Here is an 18449-nt window from a genome sequence, read left to right as displayed (position 1 = left end):
GTTAATAAAAACTTTGGGCAAGCGAGCCCATTAGCAATTGCCAGCCGTCCACCAGTACAAACAGCATGAGCTTGAAGGGCAGAGCGACTATGGACGGTGAAACCATCATCATGCCCATAGACATCAACACGCTGGCAACCACCATGTCGATGATGAGAAAAGGTATGAAAATGGCAAAGCCTATCTGGAAGGCCGTTTTCAGCTCGCTGGTGACAAAAGCCGGGATTAATACGCGTAGCGGTACATCGTCCGGCCCCTGCAACGCAGGCGTATTCGAGATCTTGACGAACAAGGCCAGATCGGCCTGGCGAGTTTGCTTCAGCATAAACGCTTTTAACGGTACTGCACCTTTGTTTAATGCGTCGTTGAATCCGATCTTGTTCTCGGCAAACGGTTGATAGGCATCAGCATAAATCTTGTCGAATACCGGCCCCATGACGAACAGTGTCAGGAATAACGCCAGGCCTACCAACACCTGATTGGGGGGCGACCCTTGCGTTCCAAGTGCCTGACGCAGCAGGGAGAGCACGATGATGATGCGGGTGAAGCTGGTCATCATCAGCAATGCCGCAGGCAAGAACGACAGGGAAGTGAGAAAGAGCAGGGTCTGGATGCTGAGCGAGTAGGTTTGCCCGCCCGCGCCAGGAGTACTGGTAAATGCAGGTATGGCCGTCGGCTCTGCCAAAGCCAGTAGCGGCATTAAACCTGCCGCCGCTACCATGCCGATTAGAATGGGCCGGGTACGCGATGATTTATGCATGACCTTTTTCCATTTTTTGCTTGAGCCAGGCAGAGAACGCCTTGGGCGATTCATTATTGCCAGGGATTATAGTTTGACGTGGCATGGTGGTCAGTGTGCTGATATGCCCGGGGGCTACGCCGATCACGACCCATTGTTCGCCGACTTCCAGCAACAGAACCCGCTCACGGCCCCCTACATTGATACCGCCTATCATCTTGATGGCGGTGCCGGCGTGGGTATTCACGGCCAGAAAACGTTTTGCCATCCAGGCAGCGCCGATAATCAGGGCGAGTATCGCTAACAGTGCCAGCACGACCTGGAGCAGGTCGAGTGTAGGCGATGCTGTACTGACCGGGGGATTTGCTGCATACGCAAGCGAATGCATGCTTCCCGCAGATAGAAGTAGAAGTTGCCTGAGTTTCATTTGTTTAATTTGCGTATGCGTTCAGCCGGACTGATGATATCCGTTACACGGATACCGAATTTATCGTTAACCACAACGACTTCCCCCTGTGCAATCAGAAAACCGTTGATAAGTATGTCCATCGGTTCGCCGGCCATGCCTGCCAATTCAACGACAGATCCTTGCGCCAGTTGCAACAGGTTCTTGATGGCGATTTTGGTACGCCCTAGTTCAACGGTCAGCTGAACCGGAATATCCAGAATAAAATCAATGTCGTTGTGCGTGTCAGTAGGGGTGCTATTGCCGGTAAATTCCTTGAAAATTGAAGGATTGCCAGTCGCAGCCGGAGCCTCCGGGGCGGTCTCTGAAGCCGCCTGTTCAGCCATTGCCGCACCCCAGTCGTCCATCGCCGAGTCGTCCTGGGTGGTTTCGGTCATGATTTCTCTCCTTGTTTGACTTCTGGCGTGGTGTAAGAAATGAGTTTCTCGACACGCAACGCGTATTGCCCATTTAAAGTACCGTAGCTGCATTCCATGACGGGCACCTGATCCACCGTGGCATGGATAAGTTCCGGTATGTTCAATGGAATGACATCACCTACCTGCATGTTCAAAACATCGCCCAAAGTGGAATTCGCTGAACCCATATTGGCGACTATTTCCACTTCCGCAGTCTGGATTTGTTGCGTCATCAGCCGCGTCCAGCGCTTGTCCACATCCAGGGTCTCTCCTTGCAGGCTGCTGCTGAGCAAGTCGCGGATAGGTTCTATCATGGAATAGGGCATGCAGCAGTGGATTTCGCCGTGCGATGGCCCGATTTCGACGGTGAAGGTAGTCGTCACCACCACTTCATTGGGGGTGGCAATATTTGCAAATTGGGTGTTCATTTCCGACCGTACATATTCAAATTCGATCGGGTAAATATGCGACCACGATTTGGAGTAGGTCTCGAAGAAAATATTCAACACCCGCTGGATAATGCGCTGCTCGGTTTGCGTAAAGTCCCGGCCTTCAACCCGGGTATGGAAACGGCCGTCACCGCCGAACAGATTATCTATGATCAGAAACACCAGCGTCGGGTCGAACACGATCAACGCTGTGCCGCGCAACGGTTTGATCTGTACCAGATTCAGGTTGGTCGGCACGACCAGATTTCGTATGAATTCGCTGTATTTCGTGACTCTGACCGGGCCTACCGAGATTTCGGCCGTGCGGCGCATAAAACTGAATAGTCCTATGCGAAATAAACGGGCAAAGCGTTCATTGATGATTTCAAGCGTAGGCATGCGCCCGCGTACTATTCGCTCTTGCGTAGCGAGATTGTACGGGCGTACGCCTGAGTTATCTTCCAGAGTCTCAGTGTCGTCCTGTTCGCCAGTGACGCCCTTGAGCAGCGCGTCAACTTCGTCCTGAGAAAGGAAATTTTCTGCCATGATGTATTACTGGATCACAAAGGAAGTGAAAAAGACGCTGGATACTTTTTGTGATTCGCCTTTGGGGACAAAGGGTTTATTGATTTCGGACACGATTTCTTTCATAAGTTTGCTTTTGCCGTCACTGGTTAACAACTCGGATGCCTGCTTGCTGGATAATAATAACAATATACGGCTACGTACCTGAGGCATATGCGATTTGATGTTTTCGGCATCTTTCTCTTCCGGAACTTGCAGCGTCAACGCAACTTGCAGGTATTTGTCTCCGTCCCCTCCATCCTCAGCCGACAGGTTGACAGTGAAGTTATCCAGCGTCACGAATACAGGCGGTTTTTCCGGCTCAGCCTGTTTTGTATTGGGTCCGCCGGACTGGTGCATGAAGTACCATGCTGCGCCACCGCCACCGGCAATTAGCACCAGGACGATACCAATAATGATGAATAATGTTTTCTTGGATTTTCCAGCCGGTGCCTCTTCTGCAGCTTCTGGTTTTGCCGGGGCTTTTGCCATTTTTCAAATACCTTGTAATGTTAAATTTTTAGTGTGACTATTGTAATTGGAATTACACAAATGTGTTGACCAAACCTTGGCCTGAAACCGTTTTCATCGGGACATTCACATTATCCATGACGGTTTCCCGGATAGGGATGGATTGGCGCGAAGCGCGTGAATCGGATTGCGAACCTTGCTGATTGGAAGTGCCCGCACTTACATTGGCTTGTCCGAGCTGTATTCCCGCATCGCTCATCATTTCACGTAATTTCGGCAAAGCGGCCTCGATAGCCAGCCGTACTTCGGGTTGAGCTGCAATAAAAGTGGCGTTAGCCTGGTCGTTGGTGACGTTTAACACGACTTGCAATGGGCCCAGATCGGGCGGATTGAGCGAGATGGATGCGGTTTGTGTCGCGTTGCCTGCCATCCAGACTATTTTCTGGCTGAATCCCTGATCCCAGGCGGGAGTGCCGACGCGGGGAGTCAACTTGTCGGTAACAGATCCGGTCGGATTCTGGACCATGCCGACGAGAGCGGGCTGTATCGGCGTAGTCAGGAGTTGGTTTTGTACCGTAGCGGGAATTGGAGTGATATCGTTTTCGGCATGCGCAGCGTGCGGGTTGTTATTCATCGTCTCGGCATTCTTCAACATGGCGGTGAACTTCGAATCGATGCGCATATCGGTTTTCGCAGATTTCGGGTCTGCTGCAAGATTGTCGGCTACTTCGCCAGCCGATTGCTTGACGGAATGCGGTATTCCCAATGCCGGTTCGGCTGTCACGTCTTTGGCTGCCAGAGCGGGTGCCGTTGTAACCGGCATTAACTGTTTGTCGGCGACTTTCAGTTTGCTACCCGCTTGCACAGTTTGCTCATGCGGCGTTGCTGACATCGATTGAAAATGCCCCAATATCGCCAGCATTTCTGCCGACGGCTGCGGCGAGGTGTTGTCAGCTTGCGATTTGGTGTCGAGCTTGCTATCGGATTGCCGGGCATCGGTTTGGTCCGCCTGACTGGCATTCTTATTATCGGGCTTTTTCAGATCCTGATGCTGAGCCATTTCATTTGATAACACCTGATTGAACGGCACATCGGGCGTGCTCGCGCTGGTCGTTTTATCTAAGTTTGCCGGTTGCACCGGATGGATAGGAGTCACTGCCATTTTGTTTATCCTTGTCTCGATAAGACGTGATTATTCGTGCCCGGCGGAGTGTTTATGGTGATGCGTTTTGCCAGCCAGATGTCTGCTGGCATATTCATCGGTCGCCTTTTGTTCGCGGCGTGCCGCCTGCTGTTGTGCTTGCTGTTGTGCACGCTGAGCCAGCGTATCAAAAGACATGCGTTTGCGTTCCGCATGCTGCCAGGCCTTGCGTTCTTCTTCAACATGATTGCCTGACTGTTTGACGATTTCGCGCTGGCCATCAATGGCGTCGTCGAGTTTGTTCAGGAAAACACGGAAATTCTGATAACCCAGGGTCGTCAAGCCAGCGGATAAATCCCGCTGGCAGCGATTCGTATAATCTTCACGGTATTGCAGCAGCAGGGCGAGTTTTTGCTCGTTATCTTCGTGCGCGCGCATGGCTATGCCAAGTCGTTTGGCAAATTCATCCACCTCTCTTGTCGCTAGCTCGATGAGTGTTTGAATTGCTGAATGATTCGCCATGCCTTATCCTCTAACCAAAACCTTAGAAACGAGTCCGTGATGCTCTGACAGTTTCATTGTAGCGCCATTTTGCGAATTTCAATCACTCGAACAGAGCGGAAAGTTGCCCCAAGCTCTCCTGAATGCCTGCTCGTTCCACTATATTCTGCTGTAAAAAATTTTCAATTTTCGTATGGCGCAGGATAGCTTCGTCCAGTAACGGATCGCTGCCTGCGCTATACGCGCCCACATTAATCAGGTCGCGATTGCGCTGATAACTCGAGTACAGTTGCTTGAGACGTCGCGCCCGTTGCTGATGCTCTTCCGAAGCGATGTTGTGCATGGCCCGGCTGATGGATTGTTCTATATCGATTGCGGGGTAATGTCCGCTCTCCGCCAGACTGCGATTGAGTACGATATGGCCATCCAGAATTGCGCGCGCCGCATCGGCGATGGGGTCTTGCTGGTCGTCGCCTTCGGTGAGCACGGTATAAAAAGCAGTAATAGAGCCGCCGCCGGCTTTGCCATTGCCGGCGCGTTCGACCAGCGTCGGCAGTTTGGCAAAGACCGAGGGAGGGTAGCCCTTGGTTGCGGGCGGTTCGCCAATCGCCAATGCTATTTCGCGCTGCGCCATGGCATAACGGGTGAGCGAATCCATGATCAGCAATACATTCAGTCCCTGGTCACGGAAATGTTCGGCGATAGTGGTGGCATAGGCGGCGCCCTGCAGGCGCATCAGCGGCGGTGTGTCGGCCGGCGCGGCAATTACCACGGCGCGGGCCAATCCTTCGGCGCCGAGGATTTGCTCGATGAATTCCTTGACCTCGCGGCCGCGTTCGCCTATGAGTCCTACCACGATCACATCGGCACTGGTATAGCGTGCCATCATGCCGAGCAATACGCTTTTGCCGACACCCGATCCGGCGAATAGTCCCATGCGTTGTCCGCGTCCTACGCTCAGTATGCTGTTAATGGCACGGACGCCGACATCAAGGATTTCGGTAATCGGTGCGCGCCCCAGCGGATTGGCGGCACGAACGCTGAGCGGCGCTGTTTCCATGGGCGGGAGCGGGCCTAGCTGATCGAGGGGGCGGCCTGCACCATCCAGTACGCGGCCCAATAGTGCGCCACCGACAGGCAAGTGGCGGGTGCGGTCGGCAGCACGCCGTCTGGGCGTAGTTGAGGCAAGATGGGTAGGGGCGATTGCCATCGCCTCCAGAGGCAAAACCGGTGTGCCGGGAACGATACCTTCGACATCGCTTTGCGGCATCAGGAATAATCGTTCGCCGTCGAATCCGACGACTTCCGCTTCCAGACGGACCCTGTTGGATAGCGGGATGACGCAGGCGCTGCCGACCGGAAGTTTTAATCCGACGGCTTCCATTACCAACCCTGCGACACGCGTCACCCGGCCCGCGGTCAGGACGGGGTTGGTCGTCTCGAGCAGATTCGTGCAACTGCCGAAATATGCTTTCCAGCGCTCGCTATGGGTATGGCCGGTGTTCATGGTTTAAGCCAGTGAGCCTCTTTGCCTAACGCGGCTGCCAGTCTTTGCCAGCGCGTAGCCAATGTTGCGTCAATCTGATTGGAACCGGTTTCTATGCGACATCCTCCAGCCTCGATTCCTGCGTCTTCGATGATGCTCCAGCCGTTCTGGCTGAGCTCTTCGTGCAAATGCTGTTTCACCAGTATCGCATCGTCAGGATTGAGTATCAGCTTGGCATTGCGTTGCAAGGCCGGGAGCTCGCGGATCACTTCGGTAATGACGGGCAATACTAACTCGGGACGGATGGGCAATGCGGTTTTGAGCATGGCTTGTGCGATATTCAATGCAAGCTCGAGTAAATCTGCGGCAATGAGCGTGTCGGCCTGAGCCAGTTCGTCGCTGAAATGGGTGACGAGGCCGGATAACTGGGCGATCAATTGCTGTGACTGTTCATGGCCTTCGGCTAATCCGGCGGTTAAACCTTCGCTGTGGCCCGTCTGATAACCTTCGGCCAGGCCTTTTGCGTAGGCTTCATGGCGGGTCTGTTCGCGAATTGCGGTGAGCTTTTCAGCCGGGATGGCCGTTGCAGCCCCTTGTTCCTGTTTGGAGGCGTCTTCATCGAAAGAGGCCATTTCCCAACGCTGGTATGCGGTAAGCCGTTCCTTGGGGATCATGATCGTGGCCGTTTCATATTAGAGGAATGCATCTTCGCCTTTGCCCCCCAGCGATATCTGACCTTCATCCGACAAGCGGCGCACGATCACCAGGATCGCTTTTTGCTGCGCTTCGACTTCGGATACGCGCACAGGTCCCTTGGCTTCCAGATCTTCGCGCATCATATCCGCGGCACGCTGCGACATGTTTTTCAGGATTTTCTCCCGCAATTCCGGAGGCGCACCTTTAAGCGCAACGATCAATGCATCCGACTGTACTTCGCGCAGCAACAATTGAATACCGCGGTCATCGATGTCCATCAGATTCTCGAAGCCGAACATTTCATCCATGATCTTCTGCGCCATGTCGTTATCATAATTTCTGAGTGCTTCCATGGCGGAAGCCTCGATTGCACCCGTCATGAAATTGAGCATGTCAGCTGCAGTACGCGTGCCGCCCATCGGTTGTTTCTTGATGTTGCTGTTTTCATTCCCTGATAGCAGCTTGGTGAGCACGTCGTTCAGTTCGCGCAGTGCAGTCGGCTGTACACCGTCGAGAGTGGCAATGCGCAGCAATACGTCATTACGCAGACGTTCGGTGAATTTCATCAGCACTTCCGAGGCCTGCTCCCGTTCCAGGTGAACCAGAATGGTGGCGATGATCTGCGGGTGCTCATTGAGAATCAAATCCGCCACGGACTCCGAGTCCATCCATTTCAGGCTTTCGATACCGCTGGCATCATTGCCGCCCAGGATGCGGTTCAACAGGGATGATGCCTTGTCGCTGCCTAATGCCTGGGTCATCACCGCGCGTATGTATTCGTTTGAATCCAGGCCTATGCCGGAGTGCAGTGAAGTGACATCGCTAAAATCACTTAGAACCTCGGCGATTTCCTCGTGGGCGATGGCACTCATTGCGGCCATTGCTTCACCCAGTTTGTGAACTTCGCGCGGTCCCAGATGTTTCATTACTTCCGAGGCCTCATCCTGACCCAGAGCCAGCATCAGGATCGCAGCTTTTTGTACGCCGTCGTTACTCATTATTCACCCATGCTTTTACGACATTGGCGACAACTTTGGGGTTGTCTTTGGCTATTTGTTTCGCCATGTCTAGATTTTTCTGGTAAGCGCCACCAGGATAGGGAGTGTGCTCTCCGGATTTTCCGTGGCCGGATAGATGCACTTCACTGCCTTCATCCTCATCTTTTTCCTCTTCGTCATCCGCTGTATGATGGCGTTTATGCGACATCTGGCTGAATTTTTCAAGCAGGGGTTTCAGGAATTTTTTGTACAGGAAGAGCAGGGCGATGAGTGCGATGATATAGCGGCCGATATCCTTGGCCAGTTGAATATTGTCGGGTTGTTTCCATAACGGAACTTCGGGAATGATTTCCTTGGTTGCCGCAAACGGGCTGTTTACCACATTCAGTGTGTCCCCTCTCGCCTGATCGTAGCCCATCGCTTCTTTCACCAGATCGCTGATTTGCGCCTTCTCGGCATCGGTCAGCGGAACGTTCTTGATCTGTCCCTTTTTATCTGTGACCTGCTTGTAATTAACGACCACGGCGACTGACAAGCGTTTTAGGCCACCCATCGGCTGTTGGATGTAGCGTATGGTTTTATCGACTTCATAGTTGATGGTGGCGTCCTTATGCACGACGGCGGGCGGCGTGCTGCTGGTCGCAGCCGTGCTGGCTGCCGTATTCGCAGCGGATACCGGAGTGTTCGCAGCAGGAGCTGGCGCTGCCGGTGCGGTAATAGGTGCAGTGGCAGGGGCGGGCGGCTGGTTGGAGAGTGCGCCGGGTATGCCGCTGGCATTCCCGTTGTCATTCAGCGTCTCGCTGGTCTGCTGGCTGCGCATGGTGGCTGCATCGGGTGTGCCATTGGGTTTGTAAGTCTCGGCAGCCTGTTCGCTGTGGGAAAAGTCGACGTCTGCGGTGACTTCTGCATGCACGTTATTCGCACCGACGATCGGAGTGATGATGGATTCGATGCGTTTGGCGACATCCTGCTGCAGTTCCTGGACGTATTTGAGCTGGCTGGGGTCCAGACCATTGTTGGCCAGTTTTTTATTGGTGTCGGATAACAGATTGCCGTTCTGATCGACGATGGTGACATTGCCGGGGGTCAGGTCGGGGACGCTGCTCGCTACCAGATGCACAATTGCGCTGACTTGACCGGGGTCCAATGCGCGGCCAGGTTCAAGATTGAGCAATACCGATGCGGTCGGTTTTTGCTGGTCGCGGACGAATACCGAAGCTTTCGGCAGTGCGAGATGTACGCGTGCGGCTTGTACTGCGCTTACCGCTTGTATGGTCTGTGCCAGTTCCCCTTCCAGGGCACGCTGAAAATTAACCTGTTCCAGAAATTGTGAGGTGCCTAATTTCTGATTTTCCATCAGTTCAAAGCCGACATTGCCGCCTTTTGGCAAGCCCTGCGCAGCCAGTTTGAGGCGGATGTCATGAACCTGGTCGGCGGGAACCAGGATCGCTCCACCGCCTTCAGCGTATTTGTAGGGCACATTCATTTGCTGAAGCGAAGCGACGATGGCGCCGCCATCCCTGTCGCTGAAATTGGAAAATAACACCCGATAGTCAGGCTTCTGACTCCACATCCATACCCCGGCCATCACTGCAACGACCGCGGCCACTCCAAGCATGAGGAATAGCTTGCGTCCGATTGCGGATTGCGTAAAGTCTGTTAGCCCAGACGTAGCGACTGTTTGGCCTTCTGCCGCCATGGTGATGTTCCCGTTTATTAAGTGAATGAGTGTGTTGCCAGCTATGCATGCCCATTCGTATGGGCAAGACACAGATTCGTATTATCCATTATCAACGCTGGATATTATTTTAATAGTGGAAATAAAGCCAGATTTACCCCGCTAATCTTAAGCTGATTAATGGTGCTCATGACGTAACATGACGATCAATATGGCAAAAGCGGAGCAGCATCATGATAACCAGTGCGATAGATACGAGTAAAATCGAGGCGATGATGGCGCAGTTGAAAGCGGCTGCGGCTCGTGCACAAGGCCCGGATAATCCCATTCCGGCGGAGCAGGCTACCCCAAAAGTGGATTTTGCCAGTGCGCTTAAATCTTCGCTGGATCAGGTCAATCAGTTGCAGCAGCAGTCCGATCAGTTAGGAAAAAGTTTTGTGATGGGTGATGACAAGGTGAGTTTGTCCGAAGTCATGATCTCCATGCAAAAGGCCAACATCGCATTTCAGGAAACCGTGCAAGTGCGCAACAAGCTCGTGTCGGCTTACCATGAAATCATGAATATGCAAGTCTAAGGAACGGAAGCCGGTTCATTCCACTGATATGCCGTCATGTCCATGCCCGGTGTTTTCCCCAGTATCACTTCTGCAATCAAATCCGCGCTGATCGGCGCCATGGTTACCCCGTAGCGAAAATGTCCTGCGTTGATATACAGGTTATCAACGTCCGGATGCCGGGCTATGGTTGGTATATTGTCTGGCGAACCTGGCCGTAGGCCGCTCCAGTGCTGCACCAGTTTTGCAGTGCGTAACGCGGGAAGCAATTCAAATGCCGTATCCATCAAGGCTGATCGGGTATCGGGTAAGGTGGCTTTGTCAAAGCCCACGTCTTCGACGGTACTGCCTGCCAGGATATGCCCATCCATTCTCGGGATAAGGTAAATCCCTTGCCGATAAATAACCTGTTTCAGCAAATCCGGATGCGATTTGAAAAGCAGCATTTGTCCGCGCATGGGCTTGATGGCCTTGACTGGAGGGAAGTCTGATAACACGCCCTGGCTCCACGCACCGGCGCATGTGATATAGCCGCCGGCCAGCAGTTTGCCGTTTGTCGTATCCAGATGCTGAATATGATGCGTGTCTCCGGCCAGTGCGGTGATGCTCGTACGTTCCATTAGCTGCACGCCAAGCGCCGACACTGCGCCTCGCAGCGATTTGATCAGACGCGGATTGCGCACTTGCGCTACATCGGGCAGCCATAGTGCATCAATATCAGTCATTTCCGGAAGATAGTTGCGTGCGGATAGCATCTCTGCGCGCCATTGATGCTGATGACACCAGATTTGCGCCGTATCTGTGTCGAAAGGCGGCAATACCAGCATCCCGCAATTCCAGTATTCCGCATCCAGGCCGCTGCTGGCCTGGATAGATGCTACCCAGTCAGGATAACGTGCCGCCCCCAGATCACATAAGTCGGTTACTGCTGCCGCATATTGCCAGGGAAGTAGAGGGAAGAGTATCCCGCCGCCTGCCCAGGAAGACTCCGCCCCCACGATATTGCGTTCGACTACTGTTACTTGCGCACCTTCCTTCGCTAGGCGAAATGCCGTTGCCAGCCCGATGATGCCGCCACCTATGATGAGAAAGTCTGGATTCAAGATGATTCTGCGATGAGCGTGCTAAGGAAAGTTTTACAGCCTAACGTAAAGTCGGGTTTTTTGAAACTGAAAAATCAGGCAAGTCGCATTTTGATGCGACTTGAAATTGAATTATATGAATATTGATAATTAATTACCCTATTATCCGGTCATTTTTTGAAGGATGGACGGGCAGGCGTAATCCAAATCTCATTGATGGCTTCTCTGCCATTCCATCCCTCTTTGGTCGTATTGAAACGAATCATTGTTCCTGTCTCCAGTTGCGCCAGGCTTCCGTGCGATTGAGGATTGGCCGAGTGAACGGGGATTGATGCCGTTTGCAATGGGTAAGGGACTTCATCTACCGATATCGTATGCTGACTGGTATTGATTGCCGTAATCTTCCCGCCGCGCTGAATTATATTCTTGGCTTTTGCGGGAGGAAGGATACCTGGTTGGTTTATCTCATGAGCAGGTCTGACTGCCCATGCAGACTGGTTTAGGCACAATAATACCAAGCTTGATAATATAACTCGTTGTATGAATTTCATGGTGCACCATTTATCAAAAGTGATGTTCAAGATTTACTCCAGGATTTCGCGCCAGGAAACCCTGCCTTTTGTCATCGAGGATGTTGCCACCGGAACAGTTTGACTTACTGTCGTTCCATCGGATTTACGTATCAATGCATCGATTTGACCGCTCGGTAACTGAATGATAATCGGGCGGCTCGCCAATGTATTACCCAAGGACAACCCGCCATTCCAGGTGACGGTTGTACCATCGGTGAGCGTGGTCGTGCTGTTAATATCTGTCGTCCCGCCGGTTTGATAATTTATGTAATATAGCCAGCTGCTACCGCCCGGTACACAAATCGTCGTACTTGGGATGTTGCTGGTAAAAGCCAATACATTGGACACCAATGCCGGGTCGGTATTGACGCGTTCGCCTGAGGTGGGCAGATCAATATACCAGCCCTTTTTGGTGGTGTAATCGACTGTATTGTTACTTATCGAACTCGTGCCGTTTGTGTTGATTGTCAGTGTCTGCTGTTGCAGAACAGAGCGTACCGGATCAGTGAAGGTGCTGGTAATGCTGTCTACCAGGCCATATATCGTCTGGGTCTGGGTCGCATGGGAATTAGCCGTGCTGGAGGTAGGTACATCCGAGTCACCCAAATATTGCCCGGTACCGACATAAACAAATCGGGTAGGCGTTCCGCCTAGGGTTATATTGGATAATTCCGGTGAAGTGGTAACCGGTTGAGTCGCGCCGCTACTGTCCTTCAATACCGCCAGCCTGGCAACAGACCATTGCGAGACAGAGCCTGTGAGATCGAAGCGCCATAAATTACCCATTAAGTCGCCGCCATATACATAATCAGTAGTCATGTCCTGATCGGGATTGGCGACATACGCGCTGATTTGCGCTAACCCGCATGGACTGCTGGTCGGAGTGGTTGTGCAACCTGTCGTTGGAATATCCTTGATTAAGGCGCCTGTCTTCGGGTTGAGTACGAATAAATGGCCTACGCCGTCTCCGCCGCTATCGCCCGTGTTGGTGCCGTTATTGTAGCCGGACGTTACCAGTACTACCCAGCCATCGGCCGCAGTCTTGACGATAACGGGTTTGCCGAAGCTATAACCGGTGTTCTTGGTGACCGTGGATGAGTTTGCGCTATTGGGGAATTCCCATAATACCTTGCTGGCAACGGTAGCTTCAGTGCTGGCGATCGGCGCCGTGACATCCAGTGCGTAATATCCTCGTCCGCCTTTACCCAGACCTCCAACTACAATGCTGTGCCAATTAGGCGTGTTTGCACCTGTCGCACCATCGGTATTGCGGAAATCGACATCACCCAGGGCGGGAGTGCCATCAACATAATATTTATGGGTAAAGCTGGATTTGCTGCTCAGATTATTCAGATTGGCCATTACCAGGTTAGGTACGTATGCCCATTGTTCGGCGCCGGTCGTTGCATTGAATGCATGCAGCATGCCGTCATTCGAGCCTTGATAAACCATGATTTGACGGCTTGCGTTCGCCTCTTTGAATGTTGTCGAGCTGCCCATGTAGCCGGAATCAGCGTAATTGGCGCTTGGAGGAGGTGCGACCAAGGGTTCTGCGTTGACCAGGTCGCCCAATAGATGTGCGCGTGCCCGGTAAGTGCCATTTGTTTCGCCAGTCGTGTCTCCTCGCAAATATGCCACAACTGCAGCACCATCAGTGGTGCTGGGAGTATTAAGCAAGGTTTGTTGAGCACTGCTCAGCTTGGTTGCGGTTGTTGCTGTCGTTGGCTGGAATTGTATGCCGCCAATGGCGCCAGCAGTATCCACGGATGTTGCAATGAGGCGGTTGGCTGATGTGCGGTTATCCAGCTGGTATTGGGCCGAACCGGATGTCCAGAGCGAAGTTGTGCCGACAGTGCCGGTATTGATGTCGATAGGATAAGCGTTTAAATCCCCGGTCCAGGTGCCGGAATTGTAATTGGTGGTATATGTTGCGTTATTTGTCGAAGTAACGTGGGCATTGGCGACGGCAACTGCAGCAGAGGCGCCAACCTTGGCGGTAATATCTGTGGTAATCGTGTTAATGGCGCTATTGAGAGCGGTCGGATCGGAGGCGAATAGCGCAGTGCCTGTACCGCCGTTATAGGCCATGGCATTCATGACCGATATCGCGTTCGCATTTGCGACTGTATCACCCAGCGCCACGACGTAAGTCTGGATATCGTAAGGCGTGTTGTTATGGCTATTGCTGGTAGTGCGCAAGTTTGTAACCGCGCTGATCGCATCACTAGCGGCCGTGCCAAAATTACCACTTGTGCAACTATTAGTGCTGGTGCTCCAGGTGCAGGTGTTGGTTCGATCCGAGCTTGAATACATCGTGCCATCGGATTTTCCGGTAGGTAACCCGTCCGTGACCAGCATGACGAAATTCTGTTGGCATGAATAGGCAACCGGGCTGCTTTGATCCTGATATGAAGTGGAAAAATAGGATTTTGCGGAGGCGAGCGTGCCTTGAAGCGGCGTGAATACGGCCGCATTTTTTACTTCGCTGGTCGAGGTGCTGTCAGTCTCATTCCCCAGTTTTGCAATTAGATTGTTGTAATGGGTTGTGGAGTCGGCCTGGATAGGTTCATTAAGATTGCCTGCACCGGTAATATCGGCGAGATATCCCCATCCTCTTGGCAAATAAAGCTGGCGATAAATTGGCGGATTGGTTAAAAAGCTGGACAGGAAGCCGGCATCGGTTGCAGTGAATGTGCCGCCGCCCACACTGCCTGAAAAATCAGTACTGGCCCATGAATTGCCGCTGGATGTTTTATGCGTTGTATAAAGATTGTAATTTGTTGGGGCGGACGAGTTTTGCTGGGATAATCCCCACAGAGATGTATAGGCTGCTGGATTCCCCGATGTATACGCGTCAAAATACAGTACATCCAGAATATTTGCATCGTCACCCGATTGATTATAAGTGACATAATTCCCGCCGGTAAAAGGTTGGGGGTTGGCCACGCACTTAAGGTTTCCGTTAGTGCTGTCGACACCTGGCGTCGCTACATAACTATTTGCAGAGGATGGCGCGACATAACCGGTACAGGTGTCAGTAAATAACATGCCCGTACCGGCAGCACCAGGACTTGTGCCGTTGTCAGAACCTAAATAGTAAGCATAAGTATTATATATATTTGGAGTGTTTGTTCCATAGGTCATCAGCCCCCAGTTAAAAGCGGTCCGGTAAGTGTTGATGGTATCCCGCATTACCGAGCGTCCGATATTGCCTCGTGTATTCGGATTACTGCCGGACACCATGGTGCCAGCCATATAAGCATCCATTGATTCGGAATTATCGTAAATAAGCAGCAGATTAGGGGTTACGGAGTTTTTAACCGCCATTGGGACATTGGCGATATCTGTTGAAGCCGCAATCGCCAGGCTCGGAATTAGTCCCATAATTAATAGCGATACGGCGATCTGTATCGGATGGTACCTTAAGCAATTAGGTTGGCACATTATGGGAGCTCCTCAATAATCTTCTAGACGGTTTTCATTCTTGATATGCATGCGATACTAAGACGAGATGATGGCCTGCGCCATGCTGGTAGTATTGCGCGGCCCTGTGACGCGGACTGTGACGCGATAGTAAACCAGCGTCGCCGAAGTGAACGATGTCGCATTGCTTTTTTTGCTGCCGCCACCGCCGCTGGTCGGGACGTAGGCATAACAATTAAGGGTCACATTGGTGACAGGCAGGCTGCCTGTGCAGAGGCGATCGATGACATATTGCACCTTGTAATCGGTGTTGACTGTGGTGCTGGCAACGTTGGCCCAGTTGATGACGGTGGGAACCCCTCGTGAATCAGTGGTTTGCATAAGTGCATAGTAAGTGCATCCACCACCGGAACAGCCGGAAGGATAATTGGCATCAAGAGAAGTGGTCACGATGGTTGCCAAAGCGTTGACGGCGTTTTCGATACCGACGTCACTGGTATGAAGAGCGGATTCCCTGAAAGCGAGATTGCCGGAGATCAGGTTGTTGGTATCGACTGATCTGACCATCGCGATGCCCGCAAGTGTCATGCTGACCAGGGCAATGAGCGCTATGAACAGCGCGGCACCACGTTGTGTACGGGCCAGGCGTAAAGAGGAGTGGATATGCGTTTTCATACGTTTGCCCAAATAACATTACGTAGCGGGATGACGGTCGTATACACTTTATAACGATATTGCTGCCAGTTTGGTAAGTAGGATACGTTGATAGATGTGGTCGTGCCGGTGCTGACGTCGTACCAGGTGGGGGCGCTGGTGGTGACATTGCCGATCTCTTTTTTGCTGCTGCGAGCAACGATGACGAGTTTAATTGCCTTGATGCGCTTGATGTTGTCAGTACTCAGTGGCGAAGCAAATGTACTGGTCGCATCAACCCAGGAAGATACCGGTTGAACGCCCACTGCACTGGAGATGCCGTATTGCGCATCCATGCGCACGATATCCGTCATTTGCGGCACGGTGGTGCCGGTTGAACTGTCATATAATTGCAAATTATAATTCGCATCAATGGAATAGGTATGTATCGTGTACGATCCGAAATTTGAGACTGTGGCCCCGGTTGTATATGCTGGCCATGTCGATGGCGGCGTGGAAGGATTGTAGGGAGCGCTGCTGCCAGAGTTGTGCTGGATCTTCAAGGCCGAAGATTGAACCTGGGTTACCTGCATTACCGTACAATTGCCGCCTTGCATCAACAAAATAAGTTGTCCAATATTAAACCCTAGGGTGCTGCTCAGATTGAATTCAGCGGATGTGGGCGGCATGGTTACTGTAATATTGGCAGGTATCGCGCCCAATGAATCAGCACCACCGGTGCTTATTGTTACGGTGTCCGAAGCATTTGCGCCCCCATCCGTGATGGATACCGGCGCAAATCCGCCGGATGTAGGCATGCCCGGGGCAGGTATGGTGCCGTTATAGTAGCTGTTTACAGTGGTGCAACTCATTACGTTGTTATTTATCAAACCTGCGCCGGCACCTCGAATATCCTGTTCAAGCTGTACCATCGCCATCAACCCATTTTCCTGCGCATCCGAGCCGGCTGTGGTGGTTTGTTTCTGGAACTCAAAAACCGAAAAGGTTTGCATGACGACCAGCACGGTAAGCAAACCCAGGGTCATGCCGACCATCGCCTCGACCAGACTGAAGCCTTTATCGTTTTTATTATGTCGTAAAGTGTTATGGATCATTCTGGTCTCGCCTTAGTTGGTATTGATTTGGGCCGTTACCACGAAATTGTGCGCTGTCGTGTCTTGCGGACCTTTCCAGCAAACCGTGACCTTGACTTGTCGCGTATTCGTTAGTGGGGTGGTGACCGCAATTTGCTGTATTGCCGAGGTGGCGCCGGGCAATGAGTTGCTTACTTGAGTTAACCAATTGCTGATATTGGTATTTGTAGAAGGCGTGCCCACAGAACAGGCTGCTCCTGTGCCGCCAGTCGCGTAATTATCGATATTCGCCCTATCCACCCACATTTGTCCAATAATCTGGTTGGCCAAATAAGCTGCATCTGCACGGTACTTCGCATCGCTGCTGTTTTTTATAGAAGTGGCTTGCAGACCCATGAGTCCAATTACGCCAATCGAAAAAATAAGGACTGCGATTAACGCCTCCAGAAGCGAGGATCCGTTCTGGTATTGTTGGCCTGAAAATGTGGTTCTAATATTCATGTTAACAATGCCTGGGGTCGGTGGTATCCGAAATGGCGGGATCGCAACCGCGAACTTGCCCGCCGGCAGATATGTTGAGTGTCAGGGATCGATCCTGCGGGCTGGGGCCATTCAATATAATCTGCGTAAGTGCACCTGTATTGCTAATCCGGCCAAGTCTGTTATATGTGACGGTTGTAGCGCCTGCCGGTGTAACTGCCGCGGTAACATTGGGCGAGCCGTCACTGCTTAAACGTTGCTGTATTTGAGTTCCGGCAACTGTACTTACCGTCCAGCCTGTGTTTGTCGCACTGCTCAATACGAAATTAACTGGCTCATTGCGCCGGATCGCTTCGGCTCGTGCCAATTGCAAGCCGTTCTTGATGGATTCGGTCGCTGTGCGTATTTGCGTATTTTGTAACCATGTCGTGAAATTGGGTACGGCGACCCCCAGCAAAATAGCCAGGATCGCCATCGCTATGAGCAGTTCGATAAGCGTTACACCGCGCTGATATGTAGAATCAATTAACATTCTGTGCCCTTAACTAGCCAGCAGGGCTTGTTTACTGTATTCCCGGCAAAGGCAGTCGTGGCTTTGGTGTTCGTTTCGTTAATGGTATAAACGTAGCCATTGGCTGCGGTACCCAGTCCTACGCCGACATTACTGCTTGCCGTAGCGGTATATGTTTGTGCGGAGCTGCCTGTTGTGCAGGTGAAGGTGAAATATGTGGATGTGGGAAGGGGGGAGCCGCAGCTACCGCCGGCAGTCCCGTAATTTCGATTGTCTTGATAATATTGTTCCAATTTAATGCGGTATTGAGCGAGCTGCGAATGTCCATCAATAATTTTACCCCGCGCTATATAACTCGTATAAGCGGGATAGGCAATTGCAGTCAGAATGCCGATGATGGCCATGGTAATCAACAACTCAATCAACGTGAAGCCGGAGGGCATCCCCTTTAAAGCAAGGTTGTGGACTTGTGGCGATTTCATTGACTTCCCCTCGATTTTTATATTTGGATGATAGTTAATCAAATATGGCGAT

The 18449-nt window shown here is 52.0% G+C and carries 20 protein-coding genes; 1 reads left to right on the top strand and 19 read right to left on the bottom strand.

Annotated features, from left to right (window positions below):
- Position 1 precedes the first annotated feature (1 nt).
- The 11 genes from fliP to fliF all read right to left on the bottom strand — a co-directional run bounded on the left by fliP (position 2) and on the right by fliF (position 9587).
- Positions 2 to 760, bottom strand: a complete 759-nt coding sequence (gene fliP / locus CAP31_RS08265; RefSeq protein ID WP_223247220.1) for a flagellar type III secretion system pore protein FliP — start codon at positions 758 to 760, stop codon at positions 2 to 4.
- Positions 753 to 1127, bottom strand: a complete 375-nt coding sequence (gene fliO, locus CAP31_RS08260; RefSeq protein WP_157662710.1) for a flagellar biosynthetic protein FliO — start codon at positions 1125 to 1127, stop codon at positions 753 to 755. The genes fliP and fliO overlap by 8 nt, the downstream gene beginning before the upstream one ends.
- 35 nt (positions 1128 to 1162) lie before the next feature.
- Complete coding sequence (gene fliN / locus CAP31_RS08255; RefSeq protein WP_087447100.1) at positions 1163 to 1582, bottom strand: flagellar motor switch protein FliN; 420 nt, start codon at positions 1580 to 1582, stop codon at positions 1163 to 1165.
- Positions 1579 to 2577 (bottom strand): flagellar motor switch protein FliM, encoded by a 999-nt coding sequence (fliM, locus tag CAP31_RS08250; RefSeq protein ID WP_087447099.1) that lies wholly within the window; start codon positions 2575 to 2577, stop codon positions 1579 to 1581. The genes fliN and fliM overlap by 4 nt, the downstream gene beginning before the upstream one ends.
- 6 nt (positions 2578 to 2583) lie before the next feature.
- On the bottom strand, positions 2584 to 3087 hold the full coding sequence (gene fliL, locus CAP31_RS08245; RefSeq protein ID WP_087447098.1) for a flagellar basal body-associated protein FliL: 504 nt from the start codon (positions 3085 to 3087) through the stop codon (positions 2584 to 2586).
- 52 nt (positions 3088 to 3139) lie between these two features.
- Positions 3140 to 4228, bottom strand: coding sequence for a flagellar hook-length control protein FliK (locus CAP31_RS08240; RefSeq protein WP_087447097.1), 1089 nt, complete (start codon positions 4226 to 4228; stop codon positions 3140 to 3142).
- 30 nt (positions 4229 to 4258) lie between these two features.
- Positions 4259 to 4729 carry a flagellar export protein FliJ gene (gene fliJ, locus CAP31_RS08235; RefSeq protein WP_087447096.1) on the bottom strand — a complete coding sequence of 157 codons (471 nt, stop codon included), beginning with the start codon at positions 4727 to 4729 and terminating at the stop codon, positions 4259 to 4261.
- An 82-nt stretch (positions 4730 to 4811) separates the two neighbouring features.
- Positions 4812 to 6215 carry a flagellar protein export ATPase FliI gene (fliI, locus tag CAP31_RS08230; protein ID WP_087447095.1) on the bottom strand — a complete coding sequence of 468 codons (1404 nt, stop codon included), beginning with the start codon at positions 6213 to 6215 and terminating at the stop codon, positions 4812 to 4814.
- Positions 6212 to 6868 carry a flagellar assembly protein FliH gene (locus CAP31_RS08225; RefSeq protein ID WP_087447094.1) on the bottom strand — a complete coding sequence of 219 codons (657 nt, stop codon included), beginning with the start codon at positions 6866 to 6868 and terminating at the stop codon, positions 6212 to 6214. The genes fliI and CAP31_RS08225 overlap by 4 nt, the downstream gene beginning before the upstream one ends.
- Positions 6869 to 6886: 18 nt before the next feature.
- Positions 6887 to 7888: a flagellar motor switch protein FliG gene (gene fliG, locus CAP31_RS08220; RefSeq protein WP_087447093.1), complete on the bottom strand. Its 1002-nt coding sequence runs from the start codon at positions 7886 to 7888 to the stop codon at positions 6887 to 6889.
- Positions 7881 to 9587, bottom strand: a complete 1707-nt coding sequence (fliF, locus tag CAP31_RS08215) for a flagellar basal-body MS-ring/collar protein FliF (RefSeq protein WP_087447092.1) — start codon at positions 9585 to 9587, stop codon at positions 7881 to 7883. Before fliF ends, fliG begins: the two co-directional genes overlap by 8 nt.
- A 212-nt stretch (positions 9588 to 9799) precedes the next feature.
- Between fliF and fliE the strand changes: the two genes are divergently transcribed.
- Positions 9800 to 10141, top strand: a complete 342-nt coding sequence (gene fliE / locus CAP31_RS08210) for a flagellar hook-basal body complex protein FliE (RefSeq protein ID WP_087447091.1) — start codon at positions 9800 to 9802, stop codon at positions 10139 to 10141.
- Here the strand turns inward: fliE and thiO are convergent.
- The 8 genes from thiO to CAP31_RS08170 all read right to left on the bottom strand — a co-directional run bounded on the left by thiO (position 10138) and on the right by CAP31_RS08170 (position 18397).
- Positions 10138 to 11223: a glycine oxidase ThiO gene (thiO, locus tag CAP31_RS08205; RefSeq protein WP_157662709.1), complete on the bottom strand. Its 1086-nt coding sequence runs from the start codon at positions 11221 to 11223 to the stop codon at positions 10138 to 10140. The genes fliE and thiO overlap by 4 nt on opposite strands.
- 149 nt (positions 11224 to 11372) lie before the next feature.
- Positions 11373 to 11783, bottom strand: coding sequence for a hypothetical protein (locus CAP31_RS08200; protein WP_157662708.1), 411 nt, complete (start codon positions 11781 to 11783; stop codon positions 11373 to 11375).
- 3 nt (positions 11784 to 11786) lie between these two features.
- A complete protein-coding gene (locus tag CAP31_RS08195; RefSeq protein ID WP_157662707.1) occupies positions 11787 to 14822 on the bottom strand; it encodes a pilus assembly protein in 3036 nt (1011 codons plus the stop codon).
- Between the two features lie 453 nt (positions 14823 to 15275).
- Positions 15276 to 15872 carry a hypothetical protein gene (locus CAP31_RS08190; RefSeq protein ID WP_087447087.1) on the bottom strand — a complete coding sequence of 199 codons (597 nt, stop codon included), beginning with the start codon at positions 15870 to 15872 and terminating at the stop codon, positions 15276 to 15278.
- Positions 15869 to 16945, bottom strand: coding sequence for a PilW family protein (locus tag CAP31_RS08185; RefSeq protein ID WP_087447086.1), 1077 nt, complete (start codon positions 16943 to 16945; stop codon positions 15869 to 15871). Before CAP31_RS08185 ends, CAP31_RS08190 begins: the two co-directional genes overlap by 4 nt.
- 12 nt (positions 16946 to 16957) lie before the next feature.
- On the bottom strand, positions 16958 to 17425 hold the full coding sequence (gene pilV / locus CAP31_RS08180) for a type IV pilus modification protein PilV (protein WP_087447085.1): 468 nt from the start codon (positions 17423 to 17425) through the stop codon (positions 16958 to 16960).
- A 1-nt stretch (position 17426) separates the two neighbouring features.
- Positions 17427 to 17936 (bottom strand): GspH/FimT family pseudopilin, encoded by a 510-nt coding sequence (locus CAP31_RS08175; protein WP_087447084.1) that lies wholly within the window; start codon positions 17934 to 17936, stop codon positions 17427 to 17429.
- On the bottom strand, positions 17930 to 18397 hold the full coding sequence (locus tag CAP31_RS08170; protein ID WP_087448321.1) for a type IV pilin protein: 468 nt from the start codon (positions 18395 to 18397) through the stop codon (positions 17930 to 17932). The genes CAP31_RS08175 and CAP31_RS08170 overlap by 7 nt, the downstream gene beginning before the upstream one ends.
- Between the last annotated feature and the right edge of the window lie 52 nt (positions 18398 to 18449).

The sequence above is a fragment of the Sulfuriferula sp. AH1 genome, assembly GCF_002162035.1.
Classification (GTDB): domain Bacteria; phylum Pseudomonadota; class Gammaproteobacteria; order Burkholderiales; family Sulfuriferulaceae; genus Sulfuriferula.
This window is presented reverse-complemented; position numbering and strand designations above follow the sequence as displayed.

Coding starts and splice junctions, on each gene's coding strand:
- CAP31_RS08240 (WP_087447097.1), bottom strand. CDS start 4,228: ATGGCAGTGACTCCTATCCATCCGGTGCAACCGGCAAACTTAGATAAA.
- fliG (WP_087447093.1), bottom strand. CDS start 7,888: ATGAGTAACGACGGCGTACAAAAAGCTGCGATCCTGATGCTGGCTCTG.
- fliF (WP_087447092.1), bottom strand. CDS start 9,587: ATGGCGGCAGAAGGCCAAACAGTCGCTACGTCTGGGCTAACAGACTTT.
- pilV (WP_087447085.1), bottom strand. CDS start 17,425: ATGAATATTAGAACCACATTTTCAGGCCAACAATACCAGAACGGATCC.
- CAP31_RS08175 (WP_087447084.1), bottom strand. CDS start 17,936: ATGTTAATTGATTCTACATATCAGCGCGGTGTAACGCTTATCGAACTG.
- CAP31_RS08195 (WP_157662707.1), bottom strand. CDS start 14,822: ATGTTATTTACTGACACCTGTACCGGTTATGTCGCGCCATCCTCTGCA.
- fliL (WP_087447098.1), bottom strand. CDS start 3,087: ATGGCAAAAGCCCCGGCAAAACCAGAAGCTGCAGAAGAGGCACCGGCT.
- CAP31_RS08225 (WP_087447094.1), bottom strand. CDS start 6,868: ATGATCCCCAAGGAACGGCTTACCGCATACCAGCGTTGGGAAATGGCC.
- CAP31_RS08170 (WP_087448321.1), bottom strand. CDS start 18,397: ATGAAATCGCCACAAGTCCACAACCTTGCTTTAAAGGGGATGCCCTCC.
- fliJ (WP_087447096.1), bottom strand. CDS start 4,729: ATGGCGAATCATTCAGCAATTCAAACACTCATCGAGCTAGCGACAAGA.
- CAP31_RS08185 (WP_087447086.1), bottom strand. CDS start 16,945: ATGATCCATAACACTTTACGACATAATAAAAACGATAAAGGCTTCAGT.
- fliM (WP_087447099.1), bottom strand. CDS start 2,577: ATGGCAGAAAATTTCCTTTCTCAGGACGAAGTTGACGCGCTGCTCAAG.
- fliO (WP_157662710.1), bottom strand. CDS start 1,127: ATGCATTCGCTTGCGTATGCAGCAAATCCCCCGGTCAGTACAGCATCG.
- fliE (WP_087447091.1), top strand. CDS start 9,800: ATGATAACCAGTGCGATAGATACGAGTAAAATCGAGGCGATGATGGCG.
- fliI (WP_087447095.1), bottom strand. CDS start 6,215: ATGAACACCGGCCATACCCATAGCGAGCGCTGGAAAGCATATTTCGGC.
- fliN (WP_087447100.1), bottom strand. CDS start 1,582: ATGACCGAAACCACCCAGGACGACTCGGCGATGGACGACTGGGGTGCG.
- CAP31_RS08190 (WP_087447087.1), bottom strand. CDS start 15,872: ATGAAAACGCATATCCACTCCTCTTTACGCCTGGCCCGTACACAACGT.
- fliP (WP_223247220.1), bottom strand. CDS start 760: ATGCATAAATCATCGCGTACCCGGCCCATTCTAATCGGCATGGTAGCG.